The organism is Comamonas sp. B-9 (assembly GCF_000410635.1).
In the GTDB taxonomy this organism is placed as follows: domain Bacteria; phylum Pseudomonadota; class Gammaproteobacteria; order Burkholderiales; family Burkholderiaceae_C; genus Comamonas.
The window spans coordinates 54,676-75,489 of record NZ_KE148657.1 but is presented as its reverse complement, the minus strand read 5'-3'; the positions used below and the strand labels follow the sequence as shown (position 1 = coordinate 75,489).

Annotated in this window: 22 protein-coding genes and 1 pseudogene; 7 read left to right on the top strand and 16 right to left on the bottom strand. The window is 62.1% G+C overall.

From position 1 onward, the window contains the following. Positions 1-5: 5 nt before the first annotated feature. The 7 genes from H928_RS0122145 to H928_RS0122110 form a co-directional block, all read right to left on the bottom strand. A complete protein-coding gene (locus H928_RS0122145) occupies positions 6-1,241 on the bottom strand; it encodes a phage major capsid protein (RefSeq protein WP_021028454.1) in 1,236 nt (411 codons plus the stop codon). A gap of 187 nt (positions 1,242-1,428) precedes the next feature. After that, on the bottom strand, positions 1,429-1,752 hold the full coding sequence (locus H928_RS0122140; RefSeq protein WP_021028453.1) for a hypothetical protein: 324 nt from the start codon (positions 1,750-1,752) through the stop codon (positions 1,429-1,431). Next, positions 1,752-3,047 carry an AAA family ATPase gene (locus H928_RS29310; protein WP_306729967.1) on the bottom strand — a complete coding sequence of 432 codons (1,296 nt, stop codon included), beginning with the start codon at positions 3,045-3,047 and terminating at the stop codon, positions 1,752-1,754. Before H928_RS29310 ends, H928_RS0122140 begins: the two co-directional genes overlap by 1 nt. Then, complete coding sequence (locus H928_RS29305) at positions 3,044-3,502, bottom strand: hypothetical protein (RefSeq protein WP_043341528.1); 459 nt, start codon at positions 3,500-3,502, stop codon at positions 3,044-3,046. The genes H928_RS29310 and H928_RS29305 overlap by 4 nt, the downstream gene beginning before the upstream one ends. Continuing rightward, entirely contained in the window at positions 3,492-3,782 is a 291-nt protein-coding gene (locus H928_RS0122120) for a hypothetical protein (RefSeq protein ID WP_021028450.1), read from the bottom strand. Before H928_RS0122120 ends, H928_RS29305 begins: the two co-directional genes overlap by 11 nt. Positions 3,783-3,799: 17 nt before the next feature. After that, positions 3,800-4,045, bottom strand: a complete 246-nt coding sequence (locus H928_RS29300) for a hypothetical protein (protein WP_021028449.1) — start codon at positions 4,043-4,045, stop codon at positions 3,800-3,802. Positions 4,046-4,661: 616 nt separating this feature from the next. Continuing rightward, positions 4,662-5,705: a site-specific integrase gene (locus H928_RS0122110; protein ID WP_021028448.1), complete on the bottom strand. Its 1,044-nt coding sequence runs from the start codon at positions 5,703-5,705 to the stop codon at positions 4,662-4,664. Between the two features lie 109 nt (positions 5,706-5,814). On the opposite strand from H928_RS0122110, the gene dusA reads away from it, so the two are divergent. The 4 genes and pseudogenes from dusA to H928_RS0122090 all read left to right on the top strand — a co-directional run bounded on the left by dusA (position 5,815) and on the right by H928_RS0122090 (position 9,152). After that, positions 5,815-6,834 (top strand): tRNA dihydrouridine(20/20a) synthase DusA, encoded by a 1,020-nt coding sequence (gene dusA / locus H928_RS0122105; protein WP_027011262.1) that lies wholly within the window; start codon positions 5,815-5,817, stop codon positions 6,832-6,834. Positions 6,835-7,131: 297 nt separating this feature from the next. Next, positions 7,132-7,260, top strand: a pseudogene (locus H928_RS34155) (NINE protein); the annotation flags it as partial. Between the two features lie 36 nt (positions 7,261-7,296). After that, a complete protein-coding gene (locus H928_RS0122095) occupies positions 7,297-8,718 on the top strand; it encodes a hypothetical protein (RefSeq protein WP_021028446.1) in 1,422 nt (473 codons plus the stop codon). Continuing rightward, positions 8,715-9,152, top strand: a complete 438-nt coding sequence (locus H928_RS0122090; protein ID WP_021028445.1) for a hypothetical protein — start codon at positions 8,715-8,717, stop codon at positions 9,150-9,152. The genes H928_RS0122095 and H928_RS0122090 overlap by 4 nt, the downstream gene beginning before the upstream one ends. 12 nt (positions 9,153-9,164) lie before the next feature. Here the strand turns inward: H928_RS0122090 and H928_RS0122085 are convergent, their stop codons facing one another. The 4 genes from H928_RS0122085 to H928_RS0122070 form a co-directional block, all read right to left on the bottom strand. Continuing rightward, positions 9,165-10,088, bottom strand: coding sequence for a thiamine phosphate synthase (locus tag H928_RS0122085; RefSeq protein WP_021028444.1), 924 nt, complete (start codon positions 10,086-10,088; stop codon positions 9,165-9,167). A gap of 12 nt (positions 10,089-10,100) precedes the next feature. Next, a complete protein-coding gene (locus tag H928_RS0122080; RefSeq protein WP_021028443.1) occupies positions 10,101-10,910 on the bottom strand; it encodes a thiazole synthase in 810 nt (269 codons plus the stop codon). A 68-nt stretch (positions 10,911-10,978) separates the two neighbouring features. Then, positions 10,979-11,176 (bottom strand): sulfur carrier protein ThiS, encoded by a 198-nt coding sequence (gene thiS / locus H928_RS0122075; protein WP_027011261.1) that lies wholly within the window; start codon positions 11,174-11,176, stop codon positions 10,979-10,981. 37 nt (positions 11,177-11,213) lie between these two features. Beyond that, positions 11,214-12,326 carry an FAD-dependent oxidoreductase gene (locus H928_RS0122070; protein ID WP_043341526.1) on the bottom strand — a complete coding sequence of 371 codons (1,113 nt, stop codon included), beginning with the start codon at positions 12,324-12,326 and terminating at the stop codon, positions 11,214-11,216. 289 nt (positions 12,327-12,615) lie between these two features. On the opposite strand from H928_RS0122070, the gene thiD reads away from it, so the two are divergent. Beyond that, positions 12,616-13,470 carry a bifunctional hydroxymethylpyrimidine kinase/phosphomethylpyrimidine kinase gene (thiD, locus tag H928_RS0122065; protein ID WP_043341522.1) on the top strand — a complete coding sequence of 285 codons (855 nt, stop codon included), beginning with the start codon at positions 12,616-12,618 and terminating at the stop codon, positions 13,468-13,470. 744 nt (positions 13,471-14,214) lie between these two features. Here the strand turns inward: thiD and H928_RS29295 are convergent. Beyond that, positions 14,215-14,880, bottom strand: coding sequence for a gamma-glutamylcyclotransferase (locus H928_RS29295; RefSeq protein WP_052330187.1), 666 nt, complete (start codon positions 14,878-14,880; stop codon positions 14,215-14,217). A gap of 439 nt (positions 14,881-15,319) precedes the next feature. Here H928_RS29295 and H928_RS0122055 point away from each other — a divergent pair, with 439 nt between their 5' ends. Then, positions 15,320-16,327 carry a D-2-hydroxyacid dehydrogenase family protein gene (locus tag H928_RS0122055; protein WP_021028438.1) on the top strand — a complete coding sequence of 336 codons (1,008 nt, stop codon included), beginning with the start codon at positions 15,320-15,322 and terminating at the stop codon, positions 16,325-16,327. Between the two features lie 61 nt (positions 16,328-16,388). Here the strand turns inward: H928_RS0122055 and H928_RS0122050 are convergent, their stop codons facing one another. Beyond that, a complete protein-coding gene (locus H928_RS0122050; RefSeq protein ID WP_052330184.1) occupies positions 16,389-17,381 on the bottom strand; it encodes a tripartite tricarboxylate transporter substrate binding protein in 993 nt (330 codons plus the stop codon). A 332-nt stretch (positions 17,382-17,713) separates the two neighbouring features. Here H928_RS0122050 and H928_RS0122045 point away from each other — a divergent pair, with 332 nt between their 5' ends. After that, positions 17,714-18,226 (top strand): TIGR02281 family clan AA aspartic protease, encoded by a 513-nt coding sequence (locus H928_RS0122045; RefSeq protein WP_239645045.1) that lies wholly within the window; start codon positions 17,714-17,716, stop codon positions 18,224-18,226. 14 nt (positions 18,227-18,240) lie between these two features. On the opposite strand, the gene H928_RS29290 is transcribed toward H928_RS0122045, so the two are convergent. The 3 genes from H928_RS29290 to H928_RS0122030 form a co-directional block, all read right to left on the bottom strand. Next, positions 18,241-18,672 (bottom strand): hypothetical protein, encoded by a 432-nt coding sequence (locus tag H928_RS29290; protein ID WP_021028435.1) that lies wholly within the window; start codon positions 18,670-18,672, stop codon positions 18,241-18,243. 154 nt (positions 18,673-18,826) lie between these two features. Beyond that, positions 18,827-19,459, bottom strand: a complete 633-nt coding sequence (gene upp, locus H928_RS0122035) for a uracil phosphoribosyltransferase (protein WP_021028434.1) — start codon at positions 19,457-19,459, stop codon at positions 18,827-18,829. Positions 19,460-19,581: 122 nt separating this feature from the next. Beyond that, a complete protein-coding gene (locus tag H928_RS0122030; protein ID WP_021028433.1) occupies positions 19,582-20,559 on the bottom strand; it encodes a threo-3-hydroxy-L-aspartate ammonia-lyase in 978 nt (325 codons plus the stop codon). Between the last annotated feature and the right edge of the window lie 255 nt (positions 20,560-20,814).

Below are 20,814 nucleotides of genomic sequence, written 5' to 3'. Positions count from 1 at the left end.
CTCCTTTACAGCGCTACGTCGTCAGCGACAACAAAGGCTTGCGGGTTGCGTACAGCCGCGTCCATCGTGTGCAGGATGCGAATTTGCACCTCGCCCTTGTCAAAGCCCGCGCCATACGGGTTTGCCAAGATTTCGGTGCTGCCCCACTCGGCGATGACCATCTGCGAGAAGTCGCCCAGGATGATGCGGCCCGTCTTGGTGGTGGTGCCCTTGGCGTCGAGCTGGTTGGTCACATGCACTGGCAGGTCAGCCATGCGGCCAGACTCCATCAGGTACGCGCTACCGGCGCTCGATGCCTTCAAGGTGGTTTGCAGCTTGGTGGCAGCGCCCGCATGAGTCAGGAAAGCATTGGGGGTTGCGTTGACCAGGCCCAGCTTTTCCAGCATCGCCACCACAGCGGCCCAGCTCAGAGTCGCCAGGGATGCGGTTTGGATGCCAGCGGTGTTCAGGATGCCCACCGGCTCGTCATTCGCAGCCAGGCCGTGGATCAGCGCCTTATCGACGGCCAGGCCCACGATCTGCACAAAGTCGTCACGCAGGAGCTGGTCAATTGAGGGGTTGGCCTGTTGCAGCAGTTGGCGGCTGTACGAGGCCAGCGCGCCCACATGCTTCGGTGTCAGCTTGATGTTGGCGAAGGTGGGGTTGCTCTCGGTCAGCGCTTCGCCCTCGGCAATCCATTGAGCCGTGCTCGATCCGGTCTGCTTTGGCAGCACCACATCGCCGACACAGCCGGTCAACACGCGGGCACCCAGCGAGCGGACGATAGCGGAGTTGCGCAGCAGGCCGATCATTTCCTGGGGGCGGTAGTCGTCGGGCTTGATAGCGGCATTGCCGGCCGTGGCCATTGTGGCGCGCTTCTCAAAGATAGAGGATGGCACCAGGACGCCGCCCCGCTTGGGGCCATTGCCGCTGCGGGCCTGCTCTTGGTTGTACTCGGCCAGGGCACCAGTCAGGGCGCGCTGCTCCACCTGGGCGCGGATCGCATCGGCCACGCTGACAGACTTTTCCAGGTCGCGGCGGCGCTCGTCCACCGGGGTTCCATTGCTGCGCAGCTCTTGGTCGTGCAGGAATTGTGCGCGGGCCTCGTCGGCTTCCAGGGCGACTACTTCCTGCTTGATGGCGTCGAACTTACCCGCCTCGTCGGCGGACAGGTTGCGCTTCTCGGTGGTGGCCTTGTCGGCCAGGGCACGCAGCTCGGCGGTCTTGAGAGCTTTGCGCTCTTTGATGTCATTGATTCGCATATTTTTTGTTGAGTAGGTTCGTGAACCCTGCGATAGAGGCTCCCTCCCTCGCAGCTTGAGAAAGCTGTTTTTATATACAGTAATCTCTAGCTCTGATTGTTGCACAAAAAATAGGCAATCGCAACTAAGTTGCAATAACACTTTGGGGCACCGAAAGTCAACAAAAAAGCACCCGAAGGTGCTTTGTTTATTGGTAGTCGGATTTGAACATCCGCAATAGCTCCTCACGGTGCTCGGGCCGGGTTTCCAGAATCTCCCGGCGCATCTGCTCACGGGCCTGAGGTGAGTCGTTCCAGAAGTCGCATGCACGCATGGCAGCGGTTATCAGCTCCGAAGTGATCCGGACAGCGTCCTGGATGCAGGCAATCAGTTCGTATTTGTTAGCCCGGATTGCCGCCCGCTGGGCATCGTTGAGCAAGCCCGCATCAACCTCTATGCCATCGCCGTCTGGCGTCACAGTGGGGGTGATGCCGCACTCCAGCAGCTCGAAAAGGATGGTTTCTGCGGTCATCAGAATTTCTCCTTCTCGGTCTTTTCACCTGGATCATTTGGAGAAGATTCCTTGCCAAGATTCCAAGATTCCACGTTTTGAAAGTTGGGAATCTTGGAATCTTGGGCGGAATCTTGGACAGAACTGGAATCTTGGGGCAGTCGCCAGTACCAGCCGTCACGCGCCCCGTTTTCCCCTTTCTTGCGGATAACTCCGAGTTTCTTGCTGGCCGTCCAGACTTGCTTTTTGCTGAAACCAGCTTTCAGAACACTTCGCTGTGCTTCATCGGCGGGTGTCCAACAATCTGAAGTCAGGCACGCTCTGAGCATCTCGCAAATGTCGTTGCTGTCCTCCGCACTGCCGTCATCGTCTGGATCGGTCAGCAGATCGCGGGCAGTGCCGTCCACCGCCTTACCCCACCCAATACGCGATGCCTGGATGCCTGGGATTGGCTCGACCTGCTCCAACGCGTATTCAAAGCCGCCATCGTCTGGGCCGATGTTGGACTTGGCCCGCGCCAGAATGCGGGCGTCCTCGCCGGTCTCCATGCTCTTGACCTTGGCAGCCACCAGCACGACACGAGCCACAGCGGTAAAGGCCACAGAGCCCACCACGCGCTGCGCCGGGTCTGAGCCTTGACCACCCTTAGAGAAGTGGCTGATACCCAGCACAGCGCAGCCGCATTCCGCACCGAGATCGACCAGCGGCTGCAAAGCTCGGCGAACCTCAGTATTTTTGTGACTGTCGCCAGTCACTGCCGAAACTACCGGATCAACAATCAGCAGGCGCATGCCGCCGATCTCTGCGATTGCCTGGCGCAGCCCGTCCAGGTCGCGGGCAGGGTCGAATGGCTGCATCTTTCCATCCACGCCCTGAGCACCCTGAATAAAGTAGCAGCGGTCACGGTCAGCACCAGCGGCCAGCAGGCGGGGGAGCAAGGTATCTGCCGGATCGTCCTCTCCACTCCAGATCAGAATGTTGCCTTTCTCAACCCGCGTGCCGTCTGGCCAGCGCCCGCCAATGGTCACGGTCGCGGCCATGGTCAACGCCAAGGTGGTTTTACCCTGACCAGGTGCACCGGCCAAGATATGCAGCTTGCCCAGCGCCAGCCAGTGCTGCCACAGCCAGCGGATCGGCTCGGGGTGCAGGTCTGTGCCGCGCTGGAGAATCACACGGCTGGCGAGTCTGTCTGGCTGTGTATGGTGGCCGTCGTCCTCCATGGGCGGGAAAGTGAGTTCACGTATTGGTGGGCGGTAGGCCAGCGCCTCGGCCATGCTTGAATCGACGGCATTAAATGCTGTGCTGAGGTTATTCATGCAAACACCTCCCCCACTTGATGGATGCGGTTTGCAGCCAGCAGAACGCGCTGTCGGTCGTCTTGCGACAGCACCATGCCATGGGCAATATTTGCGGCTGCAATCGCAATCAAATTGCTCTCGACTGCCAAAACGTCCAAGGCTTGGCGGGCAGTAAAAGGCGTTGGTTTTGCTGGTGCGAGGGAGCCATCCTCGATCCAGCATCCCAGCGCCTTTGCCGCGTCTATGAACCCCATTCCATAAGCCGCCATGTGATAGGCCAGCACATCGCCACCTCGGGCACCACAACCGGCCATGCATACGAATGCACCGCTGTGCAGATTGATCCGCATGGAGTCGCTGCCACCATGGAATGCACAGCCCGTGGTGACCCACTTCTTGCCCTTGCTCAGCTTCAAGCCTTCGGCCTCGAAGTAGCCCTGGGGATCAGGTTTGCGAGATTGATCAACTGCCATCGGCACCTCCCCTCGTGCCAGTCAACTCGTCCTGCAGCTGGGCCAGGTGTTTGCTGGCGGTCTCTATATGGTCAGAGAGAGCCCATAGATAGTTGTCCTGAAACTCACGGTTAAAACCCCGGAAGTTATCGCCAGACTCGCCAAAGGTCATATGGATCATGGCCCGTGCTTTGGCAATAGATTCGTTGAGGGCATCCAGTTGGTCGATACAGCTATGTGCCGCTTTTTGGCAAGGCTGCGCCTTTACTGCCACAGGGGCAGCTTCTTTGTACGTGTTCATGAGTACCGCCTCCTGCGTTACAGACGATCTTCGACAGAGAGCGAACGGACGTTGATCCGGCCCTTGAAGAATTCACGAACAGCGTGGATGGGGTAGAAGCGGTTGTTGCCGAAGCGAATGTGGCTAGGCAGCGCGCCACGGCGGCGTAGCGAGTCAATGCTCCCATCGCTGTACCCACCCAGATAGGCAAGCTCAGCTTCGGTGAAGCATTCAAGGTGACGTGCCAGCTCTTTAAGACTGGCGTTAGAGGTATCGATTGACATGGCGTTTTGCCTTCTACAAGGTTGAAAAACGCCAGAGCAAAGACCTACCTGTATGTAAAACTAGTGTTGACACATACAGGTGTCAGTCCATAATTTCCTTTTGTGAGGCGACCAAACTTCACTCAAGGTAGCTCTGGCTTCCGTCGACTAGCCCCAGCCTAGGAACTGGGGTTTGTCGTTTTCGTGTCCACATATGGTGTGGACACTGCACATAGTGTACCCAGTAACCCGTCAAAAATGACAAGAAGAGACACCTGTGGACAAGAGTAGCAGCTACTAGAAGCAATTTGCTATGTTAGGCGTAGCTAAACCTTTTGGTGACTAATTCATCTGTGGATAACGTGTGTGCATTTTTTTGGACTCTTTCGCGCAAGTGATGGAAATCCTTTGCGCAGCTAGTATCCATGCCATACCCCCGAGAGCTAATTCCCAATCCGTCACACGACAGTCCTTCGGCATCTGAAAATTTGATTTGTGGATAGGCTCACGGATCAAATCGGATATCCGATCAACTACGGTTGTCTGTCCTTGTCCTGAGTTGTGTTGTTTTTTTGATGAGAAATTACAATTTTTCTTGCAAAAGAATCTTGTGTTGGTTGTACAGGTTGTCGTAGTTCTAGCCTTCCTTCTCGCGCTCCTTTTCCTTCAGTTTCTCCAAGATATCCTCCGGTTTGATCTTGGTGTAGCGTGCGAGCATGGCCCAGGTTTTATGACCAGTCATCAGCGCAACTCGTGGAATGTCGAGCCCTATACGGAATAGCGCGGCGGTGGCAGCGTGTCTCAGATCGTGGAAGTGCAAGTCTTCAATACCAACGGCTGTGCAAGCTCTAGTGAAGTACGTGCTACAGGTGCCCGCGTTGTAGTCGAACACTTTCCCCACTTGTCGGCTTCCCATATGCTTTTGCGCCAACGCCCATGCGTCAGGCAGTAGGGGCACCTGTTGGTCGTTGCCTTGCTTCTCTTTTGGGTCTTTGCGGTTGCGTATCCAGACTGCGGGAATAGCGGTATCAATGTCCTCTATGGCGATAGAGCAAATTTCGTTCAGGCGCATTCCTGTTGCCAGGGCGAAGCGGGATATGTCCTCCATAGGCACGCTGCTATTGGAGGCTCGCCAGAAGGTGTATAGCCTGTCTAATTCTGCAGGGGTTGGCTCTCGGTCGCGCTCTTTGCTTCGGGTTTTGATGCCGCGATGCTTGATGCTGGCTCTTGCCTCAAGTGCCATGCGGTCATTGATGCTTAGTCGGCGGGAATGACGCGCCCACTTTAAAATTGCGCTCAGAAAGCTGAGATCAGCCGCGATTGTCACGCCGCCAGCACCTTGCTCAAGACGCCGATCGATGAAGTCTTGGAGATGCAGTGGGCTAAGTCTTGCGAGCTTGATGGCCCCCAACTCGCGCACCAGCATGTCGAGCGTTGCGGCCTTTGTGCGCCCATAGTCCTGCTTAACCTCTTTCCTGTACTTATTGATAAGGTTTTCGACGGTTGCTTCTTTGGGAATGGGGCGATAGCCATTGTTGACGCCCTGTGAGAACTCGGCCTCGATTGCATTGGCCCAGTCTTGAGCGTCGCGTTTCTTGTCGAACGTCTGGTTCTTGTAGAAACCGAGCTTTCGTACTTGTGCGCGCCACTTGCCGCTAGGTAGTTGAGTGAGGGTGGGCACTGTGCAGTTGATGTGTGAAAAACAGTGCCCTCAATGTAGCAGAAACGTGTGCAAATCGTGTGCTATCTTTGCACATGTTGGCCAATTTAAGAAAATTGCTTTTTATAAAATGATTAAAAATCAACAACATAGCCCATGGAGAATGTCCGTTGCGCCGATGATGGACTGGACCGACCGCCATTGCCGCTATTTTCACCGTCTGCTCACGCGCCAGACCTTGCTCTACACCGAGATGGTGACGACCGGTGCGCTGATCCATGGGGATGTGGCGCGGCACTTGCGCTTTTCTGCAGAGGAGCACCCGGTGGCCTTGCAACTGGGCGGCAGTGAGCCTGCGGACCTGGCCCAATGCGCCAAGCTGGCGCAGGACTGGGGCTATGACGAGGTCAACCTCAACTGCGGCTGCCCCAGTGAGCGTGTGCAGCGCGGTGCCTTTGGCGCCTGTCTGATGAATGAGAAGGAATTGGTGGCCGATGGCGTCAAGGCCATGCGCGATGTGGTGGATATCCCCGTGACAGTGAAGCACCGCATTGGCATCGACAAAAACGAGAGCTATGGCTTTGTGCGTGACTTCATCGGCACGGTGGCCGATGCGGGTTGCGAGGTGTTTGTCGTGCATGCCCGCAATGCCTGGCTCAAGGGCTTGTCGCCCAAGGAGAACCGCGAGATTCCGCCGCTGCGCTACGACGTCGTGGCCCAGCTGAAAAAAGACTTTCCGCAGCTGACCATCGCGATCAATGGTGGCATTGCCGATAACGCCACCGTGCTGGCACAGCTCGAACAGGTCGATGGGGTGATGGTGGGGCGCGAGGCCTACCACAACCCCTGGTGGCTCGCGACCTGGGATGCCCAGTTTTATGGCGCCGAGCTCAACAGCGGCATCAGCCGCGAATCGGTTGAAGAGGCGATGGTGCGCTATATGGAGCGTGAAGCTGCCGAGCATGGCACGCACTGGTACGCCATTGCCCGCCATATGCTGGGCCTGCGCCAGGGCATGCCTGGTGCACGCCGCTGGCGCCAGGTCTGGAGCGACCACCGCATGAAGCATCTGCCAGCGCATGAAGTCATGCAAGCGGCCCGCACCAAGCCCGAGCGCCAAACCGGCGCCCCCGTTTTGGTAAATATTTGATACGGCAATGCCGGCGGCAGCTGGTCGTTGCCGGCCGCTGCCAACGGGTATTGCGCGGCAGCGGCGCAGCGGCTGGCCTCTGTAACGCCCTCGCGCAGGCCTGATTTTTAGGCCTCGAAATCCTCTCCCAGACCTTCCGGCGCCCCAGCGACAGGCGCTGCAAACGTCCGCTGGCAGCCCTGGCGCAGCCGGTAGCGGTTGCTATACTTCCCGCGATATATGCCGCCTTGTGCAGCGCTAATGCGGTGCATGCCTGGGCGGCAAAGTGCAGACCAAACAAAGCACAAGGGATGAGGGATGGGGGAAAAAAATCCGCGATGGGCTCTGGGCCTGTTGTTGGCGGTGGGGTGGCTGGGCGCTCACCGCTTTTATCTGGGACGCTATGCAAGCGCCGTGGCGCAACTGGGCTTAAGCCTACTGTGCGCGGTGCTGTGGCTATGGGGAGGCCCCCTTGCACGCTACGTGCCTTACCTGCTCGGGCCGGTGGTCTTTTGGCTGCTGCGGGACGGCTTTTGGCTGTTCGACTACTTTCGGGTCGAAGAAGACATGGATTCGCGCCTGTCCGCCTTTGCGCAGTCCCAGCTCGATGCGCAGGCATCGCAGCCAGCAGCCAGCGCGCAGGCTGCCGCAGCGCCGGCGCTTGCCCCTGTGGCCCAGGCCTTGGGAGCCGCAGCCGTCTTGCCGGACGCCAGGTCGCAGCCCGTAGTGGATCTGCAGGCCGACAAAAAGTCGCTGGCCATCCAGATGGCGCAAAAGCATATTGGCGATGCGCTGGCACACCGGGATGTGCAGACCGCGCATGCCGAGGCGGACACCTTGGTCAGGTACCTGGCCCAGCGCAGCCGCAAACCGCAAAGCGATCCCCATTTGGCAATGGCCTATCTGCTGCAGGGGATGACCTTCTACCAAACCGAACACCTCGATGCCGCTCGCAAAAAGCTGCAGATGGGTGTGCATCTGGGCGTGGCTTTTGCCGAGCTGGCGCAACCGGTGCAGCAGGCGCAAGCCTGCTTGCAGCGCCTGCGCTCGCCCAAGATGGCGCCGGGCGCCGCTGCCACCCCTGCACTGCAGCCAGGGCAGTACCCGCTGCTGATGCAAGCGCAGGACTGGGCCCAGGCATTGGCACTGTGTGAGCAGACCATTGCCTTGCAGGCCGCCCAGAGCGGCGATCTGACCGATCTGGCGCAGCACCACCTGCATGCGATGGAGATGGCCCAGCATCTGGGCGATACGGCGCGCCAACGTGGGCATGGCCAGGCCTTGCTGGCGCTGGCCGCGCGCGAGGGGGCTGCTGTGCCCGCCACGCTGCGGCGCCAGGCGCTGGAACGCCTGGGCGATGGATACCAGGCGGAGGCCGACCACCAGCGTGCTGTGCAGCACTATGCGCAAGCGCAGGCCCTGGTCGATGTGCGCAGCGGGGGCAACGCCGCAGCCCAGGCCCTGGCACTGTGCGCGCTGTTGCAGCGCATGGCCGCCAGCCATGCAGCGCTGGGCGAGACGGCGCAGGCGCTGCAATGCTGGCAGCGGCTGGGGCCGTACCCGGACAGCTTTGACCGGCTGGACCAGCAAGGCCAGCGCATGCCCGATCCGGAGGCGGTGTCTGTCATGCTGGCCGGCTACGCCGCGTTTGCCATCCGCCACCAGCCCGCGCGGGTCAAGCCCCTGGTGCAGCAGGCCTTGCGCATACAGCAGCGCAGTTGCCGGGGTTACTCGCTGGCAGCAGCGCGGGCCTATGAGGTGTTTGCCGCATTTCTGGCGGTGCATGGGCAGACCGATGCCCGCCGCAGCTACCTGAAAAAAGCGCTGCTGCTGGTGCAGATCTGTGACCCGGATAACGCCTTGCATCTGCAGCAGTTAAAAACAGCGATCAGGGAGGCGGTATGAGCGTGCAAGGACTTTTTTATGCGCTGCCGCGCCATGGCCTGCGGGGCTTGCTGGTCGAGCCTTCGGCGATGGATGACTACCTGCAGCGCAGTGCTGCGCAAGGCGGGCCGCTCGCCATGATGGACCAGGGCAGCCTGTGGCAGCAGGACATGCAGCGCCTGCCCGAGATCGAGCCCGGTGTGGCGGTGGAGGGCACCTTGGCCCAGCAGTGCTGGGCCTGGCCGGCCGACCTGGTGACGGACAGTGCGCAAAGGCTGGCCGCCATCAGCGCGGCCCAGCTGGTGCAGCGCATGCATGCCTGGCAAAAGGCGCAGGATGGCAGCGCGCCCGATCTGGAAGCCCTGCGGCTGTGGGTGCGCCGGCAGGCCGCGTTGCGCGGCTTTTGGCAGGCAGCGGCCCAGCGGCGTGATGCCGTGCTGCTGTATGTGGTGTAGCGCGGGCCGCGCTTAGCCCATCAGCGCCATCAAGGCGGCGGCTGCGGCCTCGGGCTTGTCCGCGTTGACGATGGCGCGCACCACGGCAATCGATCCAACACCGCTCTCGCGCACCTGCGCAAACTCCGCTGCCGAGATGCCGCCAATGGCGACCTGGGGGTAGCTGCGCGTCAAGGCGGCATAGCGCTCCAGGCGCGCCAAGCCTTGCGGGACGGTGGCCATTTTCTTCAAGGTGGTCGGAAAGACCGCCCCCATCGCGATATAGCTGGGCTGCGCTTGGCTGGCACGCACCATCTCGGCATAGCCATGGGTGCTGACGCCCAGGCGCACGCCGCTGGCGCGCAGCTCGGCCAGCTCTGCTGCGCCGAGCGCATCCAGGTCTTCCTGGCCCAGGTGCACGCCATAGCTGCCCGCTGCAATCGCCTGGCGCCAGTGGTCGTTGATAAAGAGCAGGGCGCCGGTACCTTCAACGGCGGCCACGGCAGCGGCAATCTCTGCAGCAATGGCCTGGGCATCGTCGGATTTGAAGCGCAGCTGCACCGTCGGCACGCCTGCGCGCGCCAGACGGCCCACCCATTCGGCCGTTGGCAGCACGGCATAGAGGCCCAGCCGCTGGGGGCAGGGTGCAAAGGCCTCGGGCCCGCCGCTGGTCAGCAGGCCAAAATCGGCGGCTTGCGTGGGCCAGGCCTGGGGATCGAACTGGCCGGTGCGGCCGCTCTGCGCGCTCCAGGCGCTGGCCAGACATTCGGCATCGATGGCAATAAAGCCCAGTGCGCTGCAAGCGGCCAAGGCGCCGGCATAGACGGCATCGTGCTGGCGGTCTGCGGGCAGCGCGGGCGTGGGTTGCGGCGGAAAGCTGGCAAAGGCGGCCTGGTGGGCCGCTGTGATGGCCTCTGCGATCTGGGCTGGGGTGGTGGCCGTGGTGGTGGGCTGCATTGGCATGGCCTTTTAGTTGCTCTGGTGCCAGAACGGCGTGCCCAGCACCGGGGTGCTGGGTTGGGCCATGTCCTGCGCCTGCATCGCGCCGGCGCGGAAGGCGGCGTGGCCAGCGGCGGTGGCATCGGCAAAGGCGCCGGCCATGGCAACCGGGTCTTGCGACAGCGCGACGGCCGTGTTGAGCAGCACGCCGTCAAAGCCCCATTCCATCACCTGGCAGGCATGGCTGGGCAGGCCCAGGCCCGCGTCACAGATCAGCGGCACATCCAGGCGCTCGCGCAAGGTCTGCATCGCGTACGGGTTGACGGGGCCACGGCCCGTGCCAATGGGGGCAGCCCAGGGCATGACGGCCTGGCAGCCCACATCGACCAGGCGCTGGCAGAGCACCAGGTCCTCGGTGCAGTAGGGCAGCACCTGAAAACCGTCCTTGATCAGGATGGAGGCGGCCTCCACCAGATTCAAGGTATCGGGCTGCAAGGTGTAGTCGTCGCCAATCAGCTCCAGCTTGATCCAGGGTGTCTCGAACACCTCGCGCGCCATTTGCGCGGTGGTGATGGCCTCTTGCAGGCGCATGCATCCGGCGGTGTTGGGCAGCACCGGCACATTCAGGCGCTTGAGCAGCGCCCAGAAATCGCTGCCGGTCTCGGCGGCATTGCTGCCCTGGCGGCGCAGCGATGCGGTGACCATGGCCGGCTGGGCGCGGGCGACCGCTGCCTCCAGCACGGCGGGCGATGGATAGCGCGAGGTGCCCAGCAGCAAGCGGCTTTGAAAACGCTGGCCATAGAGCACCAGGGCGTCGTCGGAGGAGAGATTGGCGTTCATGGCAAAGGCCTTGGGTAAATACGGGTCAGGGGCGCTGGCGAGGTAGCCCGGGCAAATGGCGCGCGAGCTCAGCCGCCGGTGACAGGCGAGATGACTTCGAGCTTGTCGCCTGCCTGCAGCTGGCGGCTGTCGTACTGTCCCTTGGGTACAAATTCGGTGTTGACGGCCACGGCAAAAGGCGGGCGCGGCTGCAGCTGGGCCAGCGCCACCGCAATGGTCGCGCCTTCGGGCAAGGCCGTGGCCTGGTTGTTCAAGAGGATCTGTATCGTCATCATTCAAGGCTCATCATAGGGCTGCGGGCCATCAGGCCGTCGCGAGCAGGCGCACATCCATGCCAAAGCGTGCTGCCAGGGGGGCCTCGCCCGTCAGCAGCAGCTCGACCGCGCAGTCCAGCACGGCGGGCGAGATCATGAAGCCGTGGCGGTAGAGGCCATTGACCTCCAGCACCCGGGGCCGCACCTGGCGGATGGCTGGCAGATTATCGGGCAAAGTCGGGCGGCACTGGGTGTTGATCTCCAGGATGCGCGCCTCGGCAAAGCCGCTGTGCACGGTGTAGGCGGCGCTCAGCAGCTCCATCGCCGAGCGCACGCTGGCCGGGGACATGTCGTCGGACTCGATCTCGGTGGCGCCAATGACAAAGTGGTGGTCCTGCTTGGGCGCGATATAGATCGGGTAGCGCGGGTGCATCAGGCGGGTGGGGCGGCGCAGCTGCACCTCGGGCGCATGTACGCGCAGCACTTCGCCACGTACGCCGCGCAGCTGGCTCCACTGCGGCTTGGCACCCAGGCCACGTGTGTCGATCAGCAGATCGGGCTGGCCCTGCGTGCCGGGCGCAAAGTCATTCAGCTCACGCGCTTGCTGCCAGTGCAGGCGCACGCCCCGCGCCTGCAGTGCAGGCACCAGCGCAGCCAGCAGCTGGCGGTTGTCCAGCTGGCCTTCGCCTGGCAGGTAGTAGGCGGCTTGAAAATGTCTGGCCAGCGCTGGCTCCAGCTCGGCGATTTGGGGGGCACCCAGGGTCTGCAAAGGCGGCAGCTCGGGGATGGCCGCCTGGGTGCGCTGCAAGATGCCATGGAAGCGCTGGGCTTCCGCCGCATCCTGGCGGTGCCAGACCACCATGGTGCCGGCCTGCTGCAAAAACACCGGCGCCTCCAGCTGCGCAAGCAACGCGGGCCAGCGCTGCAGCCCATACTGGCCCATGCGCACCACGCCATGCTCGGTCACGGCCGATTCGGCCAGCGGCGCGAGCATGGCGGCGGCCACACGCGCTGCGGCATGCTCGGCATCCGGCCCACCCCGGTCATACAGATCGATGGAGAAGCCCCGGCCCGACAGCTCCAGCGCCATCAGCCGGCCCAGCAGGCCAGCGCCCAAAATGGTGATACGGGATTGGGGAGAAATGAAGGGCTGAGAGGGCATGTTTTGTAGTTGGCAATAGACAAAACAGTGCGCGCAGCTGCCGAAAACTCCCCACGCCAGCATGACCTGGATCGGGTTGCGGAGCGCTGCCATGGCGGCGCGCTCCAGGGTCTGATCTCAGTCGCGCTGCAGCCAAACTGCTGCAGGGACACCCCTGTTTCGTCTCAGGCTGCATTAAAACACAGCGCTGCGCCGGGGGCATGGGGCTGCGTCAAGCCGTCGTCACAATCGTGGATAATTTTGCCCAGGCCGGGCCAGTGTTGCCCGGCATTGTTTTTGGACTGCAGCCATGGCCTCACTGAACCCCTCTTCTCCCGTCTCCTTGCCGCGCTATGCCCGGGTGCTGTCGATTGCCGGCTCCGACAGTGGCGGGGGGGCAGGTATCCAGGCCGATCTGAAGACCATGTCGGCGCTGGGCTGCTTTGGCATGACCGCGATCACGGCGCTGACCGCGCAAAACACGCAGGGCGTGCGCTCCATCCATGGCGTGCCACCAGTCTTTCTGCAAGAGCAGCTCGATGCGGTGCTGGAGGACATTGGCTGCGATGCCGTCAAGATCGGCATGCTGCATGCGCCCGAGATTGTCGCCGTGGTGGCCTCGGCGATTGACCGCTATGCCTTGCCCCATGTGGTGCTGGACCCGGTGATGGTCGCCACCAGCGGTGACCGGCTGATTGCCGAGGCCACCGTGGCTGAGCTGGTGCGCGAGCTGTTTCCGCGCGCTGCGCTCATCACCCCTAATCTGGACGAAGCGGGTTTGCTGCTGGGCCGCAGCCTGGTGCATGCCGACCAGCTCGAGCAGGCCGCGCAGGATTTGCTGGCCCTGGGCGCCAAGGCTGTGCTGATCAAGGGCGGCCATCTGCCCGGCAATGAGGTGGTGGACCTGCTGGCCACTGCCGACGGCGAGCGTCTGCGCCTGGCTTCCACCCGCATCCACACCCATAACGGCCATGGCACGGGCTGCACCCTGTCATCGGCCATTGCCTGCCAGCTGGCCCTGGGGCAGCCGCTGCCGGCCGCCGTCAGCCTGGCGCGGCAGTATATTCTGGGCGCCATTGAATCGGGTGCCGATGTGCATACCGGCCAGGGCCATGGCCCGCTGAACCATGGTTGGAACCCGCAAAAGCAGGTGATTGTGCGTTGAACACCTGCGTTTGGCGGGTTCTGTAAGCAGCGGTCAGGGTGGCTAGGTAGCCGATTTTTTGCCCGTATTTACGTCTAAATGGCTAAATAATTGACCATTTGAAATCGAAATGACCTGAAATTTGTCGATACTACGACGAAATGCAATATTTATTGAACATCAAATGGCGTTGCTGTTAACTTAAGTTACTTTCTACGTTTACGATTTAAGCCAATGATATATATCAATAACATGCGAAAAATGTAGCCTGAATCAAGCTTTCGATACATTTTCCAGTGTTGTTTTTCATGGGTTAAATATATTTAAGTAAACCATATGTAAACATGCAAATTTCTGGGGCCTGCTGTCAACCGCCTCGTCATCCCCGGCGTTGAACACGCATCTTTAGGAGATTGTTCACATGACCACCGCAAATGTTTTCAGCATCTGGCCAGAAGACGAACGTGATCGCAAGCGCTAAGCACTGGCGCCAGTAGCTCTTTTTTCCTGCTTGCCGATACTGAAGCCGGCAACCCACCCCAGTAGACGGCTCCTCCATGGAGCCGTTACTTGCGAATAGGGCGCGGAAGCTGCACATTCCCGCCCGGGATGGCCCAAAGACCGTCCATCCCCTCTCAACATGCACCTCGCTTTCGGGCCATCTGGCTGTAGAAAGGCGGGGTGTTTGTTTTTGTGCCGCAGTTTTGGGAGACCAGCCCTCAGACCAGCGCCTCTGGCGCGCTGGTTGGGCCTTTGCAATCGGGTTTATGCGGCAGAGCTGGCCGTGCTGCGGCTTGGCTGGCCCAGCAGGCTGCGCGCTTCCTGGCCTGCATGGGCACGTGAGGCCGACAGGCGCAGCAGGCGCTCCAGCGCCCGGTCCTGGATACCCCGGCTTTTGAGGGCGGTGTAGGTGGACTCGGCGTAATCCAAGGTGGTGCCATAGATGCCGCAGGACTGGGCAAAGATGCGGCGGTAGTCTTCTTCGCTCAAGGTGCCCGTGCAGCGCGGGCTGGATTTGGACAGCGTAAAGGCCAGCGCCTTGACGGGGCCGTCTTCGGTCTGGCAATCGAGCCACTTGGGATCGTAGGAGTCGGTGGCCATTTCGCGCTGCCACAGGCGAGGCATCATCTCGGGCACATGCTGACGGGCGATGCGAAAGGCCATGCCTCGGCAACTGCCACCGGAGAACATGCCAAACACCAGGCCGGGGCACTCGGGCGTGCCCCGGTTGATGTGGCTCCACATCTTGAGCGCGCGGTGCCAGCCAAAGACCCGCGCGTGGCGGCATTCCAGAAATTCGAACTCCGGGCGCCAGATCAGCGAGCCGTAGGCAAATACCCAGAGATCCTCCGCTCCTCCCCATTCCTGCATGGTTTGCGCCAACATCTGTTGTGGGCAACGACTGCGGGATGGAGCGACCAAATTCGTCATAGTGCTATCAACCAACAAAGCAAAGTAACAAGCAATTGTTATAGCGCTCGGCGTGAGCCAGCGCTAGCGTTGCAGCGCCCCGGCATCTAAATTTGCGTTGAAAGCAACAGTCTGGCGGGCGCTGTACGCACAGTGCACAACGCAGGAGGCAGCCGGAGCGATGACAGCGGCCAGGCACGGGCCTGTGCAAAGATTTGCATAGCAGCCGGCGGCATCGATGGCTGCTGCCGCCAGGTGATCGCTGTTGCAGCCTTGTCGCCCGCTGGTGGGCATGGCAGAGTGCTGAGATTATTCAATGCTATGATGTTCATAGCTGATGCGGTACTCAGCGGTGCTCGGAAACCGGTTTTTCGGTGAATGTTGCCAGCGCGCTGCCGTGTACAGGGGGCTTGCGTGGGGCAAAGCCGCCTGGTTGGCGTTCGATGAGAATGGTCTTCCTATGAATATTGTGATCTTGGACGATTATCAGGATGCAGTGCGCAAACTGCAGTGTGCATCCGTTCTCGACGCCTATTCGGCCAAGGTCTATACCAATACGGTCAAGGGTCTGGGGCAACTGTCGGTGCGTCTCAAGGATGCCGACATCATCGTTCTGATCCGCGAGCGCACGCATATCAACCGCCTGCTGCTCGACAAGCTCCCGCGTCTCAAACTGATTGCCCAGACCGGGCGCATCGGCTCCCATGTGGATTTGACAGCCTGCACCGAGCGCGGTGTGGCGGTGGCCGAGGGTGTGGGATCGCCCGTGGCGCCCGCCGAGCTGACCTGGGCGCTGATCATGGCCGCAGCGCGCCGCCTGCCGCAGTACATCGCCAACTTAAAGCATGGCGCCTGGCAGCAGTCGGGCTTCAAGGCGGCCAATATGCCGCCCAATTTTGGCCTGGGCAACGTGCTGCGCGGCCGCACCCTGGGTATCTGGGGCTATGGCCGCATTGGCCAGCTGATTGCCGGTTATGGCAAGGCCTTTGGCATGGAGGTGCTGGTCTGGGGCAGCGATGGCTCGCGCGCCAAGGCACTGTCCGATGGCCACAAGGTGGCCTCGAGCAAGCAGTTCTTCTTTGCCAACAGCGATGTGCTGACCGTGCATTTGCGCCTGAGCGAGCAGACCAAGGGCTGCATCAGCTTTGACGATCTGGCGCAGATGAAGCCCTCGGCCACCTTCGTCAACACCTCGCGGGCCGAGTTGGTGCAGCCCGATGCGCTGATTGCTGCACTCAACCGGGGACGCCCCGGCATTGCGGCCGTCGATGTGTTCGAGAGCGAACCCATCCTGCAGGGCCATGCCTTGCTGCGGCTGGAGAACTGCATCTGCACGCCCCATATTGGCTATGTCGAGCAGGACAGCTACGAGCAGTACTTTGGCGTGGCCTTTGACAACGTGGTCAACTTCATCAAAGGGCGGCCATCGAACATCGTCAACCCGGGGGCCTTGCAGGTGCGCCGCTGAAACTGTTTTAGTCACAGAAAAGGGCCCTGCGATGGCCCTTGGTGTTGCAGCAGTGCGGGTATCACTCCAGCTGCAGTTTCTTTTTCGCAATCAAGGCGTTGTACATCTTGCGGTCGCTGCTGATGCGCGTTTGCAGCGCTGCGGGCGATGCTTCCTCTAAGGTCCAGGCCTGGCGCAGCAGCTGATCGCGGATGTCAGCGGTGTTGAGCACCTTGAGCAGCGCGTCGCTCAGCTGGCTGCGGATGGCGGCAGGCATGCTGGCCGGGGCCATCAGCGCGTTCCAGACTTCGATATTCACATCCTGGGCGCCGATTTCGCGCATCGATGGCGTCTGCGGCATCAGCTGCGTGCGCTGGGCCGAGGTGACGGCCAGGGCCGCCAGCTTGCCGCTTTGCACCAGCGGCAGCACCGACGAGATGGGCAGCAGCGCGCAGTCGAGCTGGCCGCCCATCAGCGCGCCGACAACACCGGGCGCACCGGTAAAGGGGATGTGCACGGCATCGAAATGCAGCGCATCTTTGAGCAGCTCCATGCCCAGATGGCCGCCCGAGCCCAGGCCGGTGGAGCCGTAGCTGGCCGCATTGCCTTTTTGGCGCAGGCTGGCGAGCGCCTTGTCGGTCTGCGCACCTGCGCTTGCCGGCACCACCCAGGCCAGCGGCGATACACCCACCAGGGCGAGCGGCGCAAAGTCCTTGACCGGGTCGTAGGGCAGCTTGGCATACAGCGCCTGCGACGAGGTCAGCGGGCCATTGCCCACAATGCCAAAGCTGTGGTCATCGGTCGCGCGGGCCACCTGGTCGGCGCCGATATTGCCGCTGGCACCGGGCCGGTTGTCGACCACCACGGGCTGGCCCAGGATTTGCGCCAGCGGCTGGGCGATCATGCGCGCCTGCATGTCGGGCGAGGAGCCCGCCGGGTAGCCGACGATAAAGCGCAGGGGTTTGCTGGGCCAATGGGCTGGGGCAGCATGGGCGCTGGTCCAACCTGCAGGCAGGACAGCGGCTGCGGCAAAGCCCGCCAGGGATTGCAGCAGGTGGCGACGGTCGATGGTCATGAAAAACAGGGCAGGGTGATAACTGGCGGCCATCCTACCCCAGTCCAGCCCGCTCCCGGCTGCTCCCGCTGTCCGCCAGGCGGCTCGGCCGGGCGCCCATGAAGCGCCACAAGCCCGCGCGCACAATGCAGCGGCGTGGCCCGGGCCATGCCAGTATGATTTATGCTTTGTCACCGGCCGTCGCACAGTTTGCTTGCGTAGGCAAAAAATCCTGATCCATGAGCCGATTACGCACCCGACGCCCCGATTCTTCGTCTTCAGCACAGCCCGCAGCTGCCGCGCCGCCGTCACCCTGGCCAGGCGCGCCACTGCCCGCTGGCGGCCCAGGGCCTGTGCACACCCCACCCGATGCCAGCCGGCGCACCACCTGGATGCTGCTCGCTATCTGGATCGGCGTGATGTTTGCGATCTACCTGGTGACCGAGGTCTACCGCAAGCCCAGCGAAGGCAAGGTCATGGCCCATGGCGTGCTGGAGATTCCGCGCGACCGCGATGGCCATTTCCGCGTGGCGGGCTCGGTCAACGGCGTGCCGGTGCAGTTCATGGTCGATACCGGTGCCAGCCTGATCAGCATCACCGATGCGGTCGCCGAACGTGCCAACCTGGGCGAGGGCGTGCCCATCAGCTTTCAGACCGCCAATGGCGTGCGCAAGGGCATGATGAGCCGGGCCGAGCGGATTGAGGTCGGCCCGCTGGCCGTCAACGATTTGCGCGTGGGCACGGGCTACACCGGCGAGAGCGCACGCGATGCGCTGCTGGGCCAGAACTTCTTGCGCTACTTTGATGTGAGCATCTCGGGCAACAGCATGGTACTCAAGGCCCGCGACAGCGAGTCGGCGCGCTGACTCTGAAGGCCAGCTCAGCCCATATCCGGCTTGCAGTCAAATGCGGCCTGTAGGCCATTGTTGCCATCGGGCAGGCGCACGGCGGCCGGTGATTCACTGGCCTCGTACAGGCCCACGCAGTGCTGGGCTGCCAGCGCACGCGCCAGGGTCAGCGCGGCCTTGGCCTGGGCCGGCTGCACGGCGACAAAAACAATATTGCGGCCAATGCTGTAGTCGGCGAGCAGGCTTTTGTCCTCGGGTGGCAGCTCTTCCCGGTAAGGGCCTGATCGGGGGGGAAAGCGCTGCATCATCTCCAGGCACCAGGCTTTGAGCGACAAGGTGGCAACAGCCGGGTCCTCGTAGTCATGGTGCTCGGGCCATTCGGTCTGGGCCTGGAACCAGAGACCAAAGGCCGCCGCTTCCTTGGGCGCGGAGGAGGGCGCAAAAACCAGCAGATGGTAGCTCATGGTGTGGTCTCCCGGCAGTGATGCCCCGAAGGCCATTTAACCAAAGCTGCTGCATATTGGGTGTGCGATTTGTCCTACGCCCTGCCATGGGCCAGCCGCGGCGGCGTCGGACCTCGCATGCCCAGCGCGTGGTGGGCATGCGGTTTGGCTGGGCTTACTTGGTGCCGAAGATGCGGTCGCCCGCGTCGCCCAGGCCCGGCAGGATGTAGCCGTGGTCGTTAAGCTGGCGGTCCACGGCGGCCGTGTAGATGTCCACATCGGGGTGGGCGGCCTGCATGGTCTTGATGCCTTCAGGGGCGGCGAGCAGGCACATGAACTTGATCGACTTGGGCTGGCATTTGTCCTTGAGCTGCTGCACGGCGGCGGCGGCCGAGTTACCGGTGGCCAGCATCGGATCCACGACGATCACATCGCGCTCGCCCATGTTGTCGGGCATCTTGAAGTAGTACTCGACGGGTTGCAAGGTCTCGGGGTCACGGTAGAGGCCGATATGGCCGATACGGGCGCCGGGCACCACGTTGAGCATGCCGTCGAGAAAGCCATTGCCAGCGCGCAGGATGGAGACCAGGGCCAGCTTCTTGCCATCGATGACCTTGCCGACCATCTTTTCCATCGGGGTTTCGATCTCGAGATCCTGCAGCGGGAAGTCGCGCGTGATCTCATAGGCCATCAGGGTGGACAGCTCGCCGAGCATGCGGCGAAAGCTGTTGGTCGATGCCTCCTTGCGGCGCATCAGGGTGAGTTTGTGCTGGACCAGCGGGTGGTCGATGAGGTGAACGGTGCTCATGGTAGTTGCCAATGTCATTTTTGGCCGCAATGGTAGCAGTGCCGCTCTGTGGCCGTGCGCTGCTGGTGAATATATTTACCGAATGGTAGGCTTTTGCGCTGTAAATCGCCGCCCATTGCCGCTCAGGCGCTGCCCAGCAATTGCGCGTAGCGGCCCAGGTCCACATTGCCGCCGCTGATCAGCACGCCCACGCGGGCGCCCTGCAGATCGACGCCGCCAAAGCGGGCCCCGGCCAGGCTCAGCGCGCCGGTGGGCTCGACCACCATCTTCATGCGCTCGGCATAAAAGCGCATGGAGTCCACCAGCTGCGGATCGCTGGCGGTGACGATATCGGTCACATCGCGGCGGATGATGGCATAGGTCAGATCGCCCAGTGCCTGGGTCTGCGCGCCATCGGCAATGGTGCGGGGCGTGGCGATCTTGACGATCTCACCCTTGCGCAGCGATTGCTGGGCATCGTTGCCGGCCTCCGGCTCCACGCCATAGACCTTGCACTGGGGTGCCATGGCCTTGGCCGACAGCAGGCAGCCCGACAGCAGTCCGCCGCCGCCCAGGCAGACAAACAGGTAGTCGAGCTGGGGCACGTCCTGGAACAGTTCCATCGCACTGGTGCCTTGGCCGGCAATCACATCGGCATGGTTGTAGGGCGGCACCAGGGTCATGCCGCGCTCCTGGGCAATGCGCTGGCTGATCGCCTCGCGGTCTTCGGTAAAACGGTCATAGGTGATGACCTCGGCGCCGTAGCCGCGCGTGGCATCGAGCTTGGCCGCCGGGGCATCTTCGGGCATCACGATGGCTGCAGGCATGCCCAGAATGCGGGCCGACAGCGCAATCGCCTGCGCATGGTTGCCCGACGAAAAGGCCAGCGCGCCGCGCTGCGCCTGCTGCGGCGAGAACTGGGCCAGCGCGTTGTAGCCGCCCCGGAACTTGAAGGCGCCCATGCGCTGGTAGTTCTCGCATTTGAAGAAGAACTCAGCCCCCGTCAATTTATCGAGGGTGGACGAGCGCATCACTGGCGTGCGGTGGGCAACGCCTTGCAGGCGCTGGGCAGCGGCCTGCACATCATCGAAAGTGGGGAGCGGGGTGGCGGTGGCGTTCATGGTCGATCAGGGTGGCAGAGGCGTCGAGGGGATTCATGGTAGTGGCTTTTTGCCGGTTTGGTGTCGCTCTGGTGGTCCGCCTTGGGGGTGCTGCAGGCTGCATGCAGCGCTGCGGGTCGCTGCGGCGCCCGACACTTGGCTGGCGAGGCTGGCAGACAAGCTTGTGCGCAACGCTTGCCGAGCGCTGGCGGGCAGGCTGTAACCGCCGTTGCCTATAGGCGTTTACGTATAATCGGCCGCTTGTATCGGCTTATG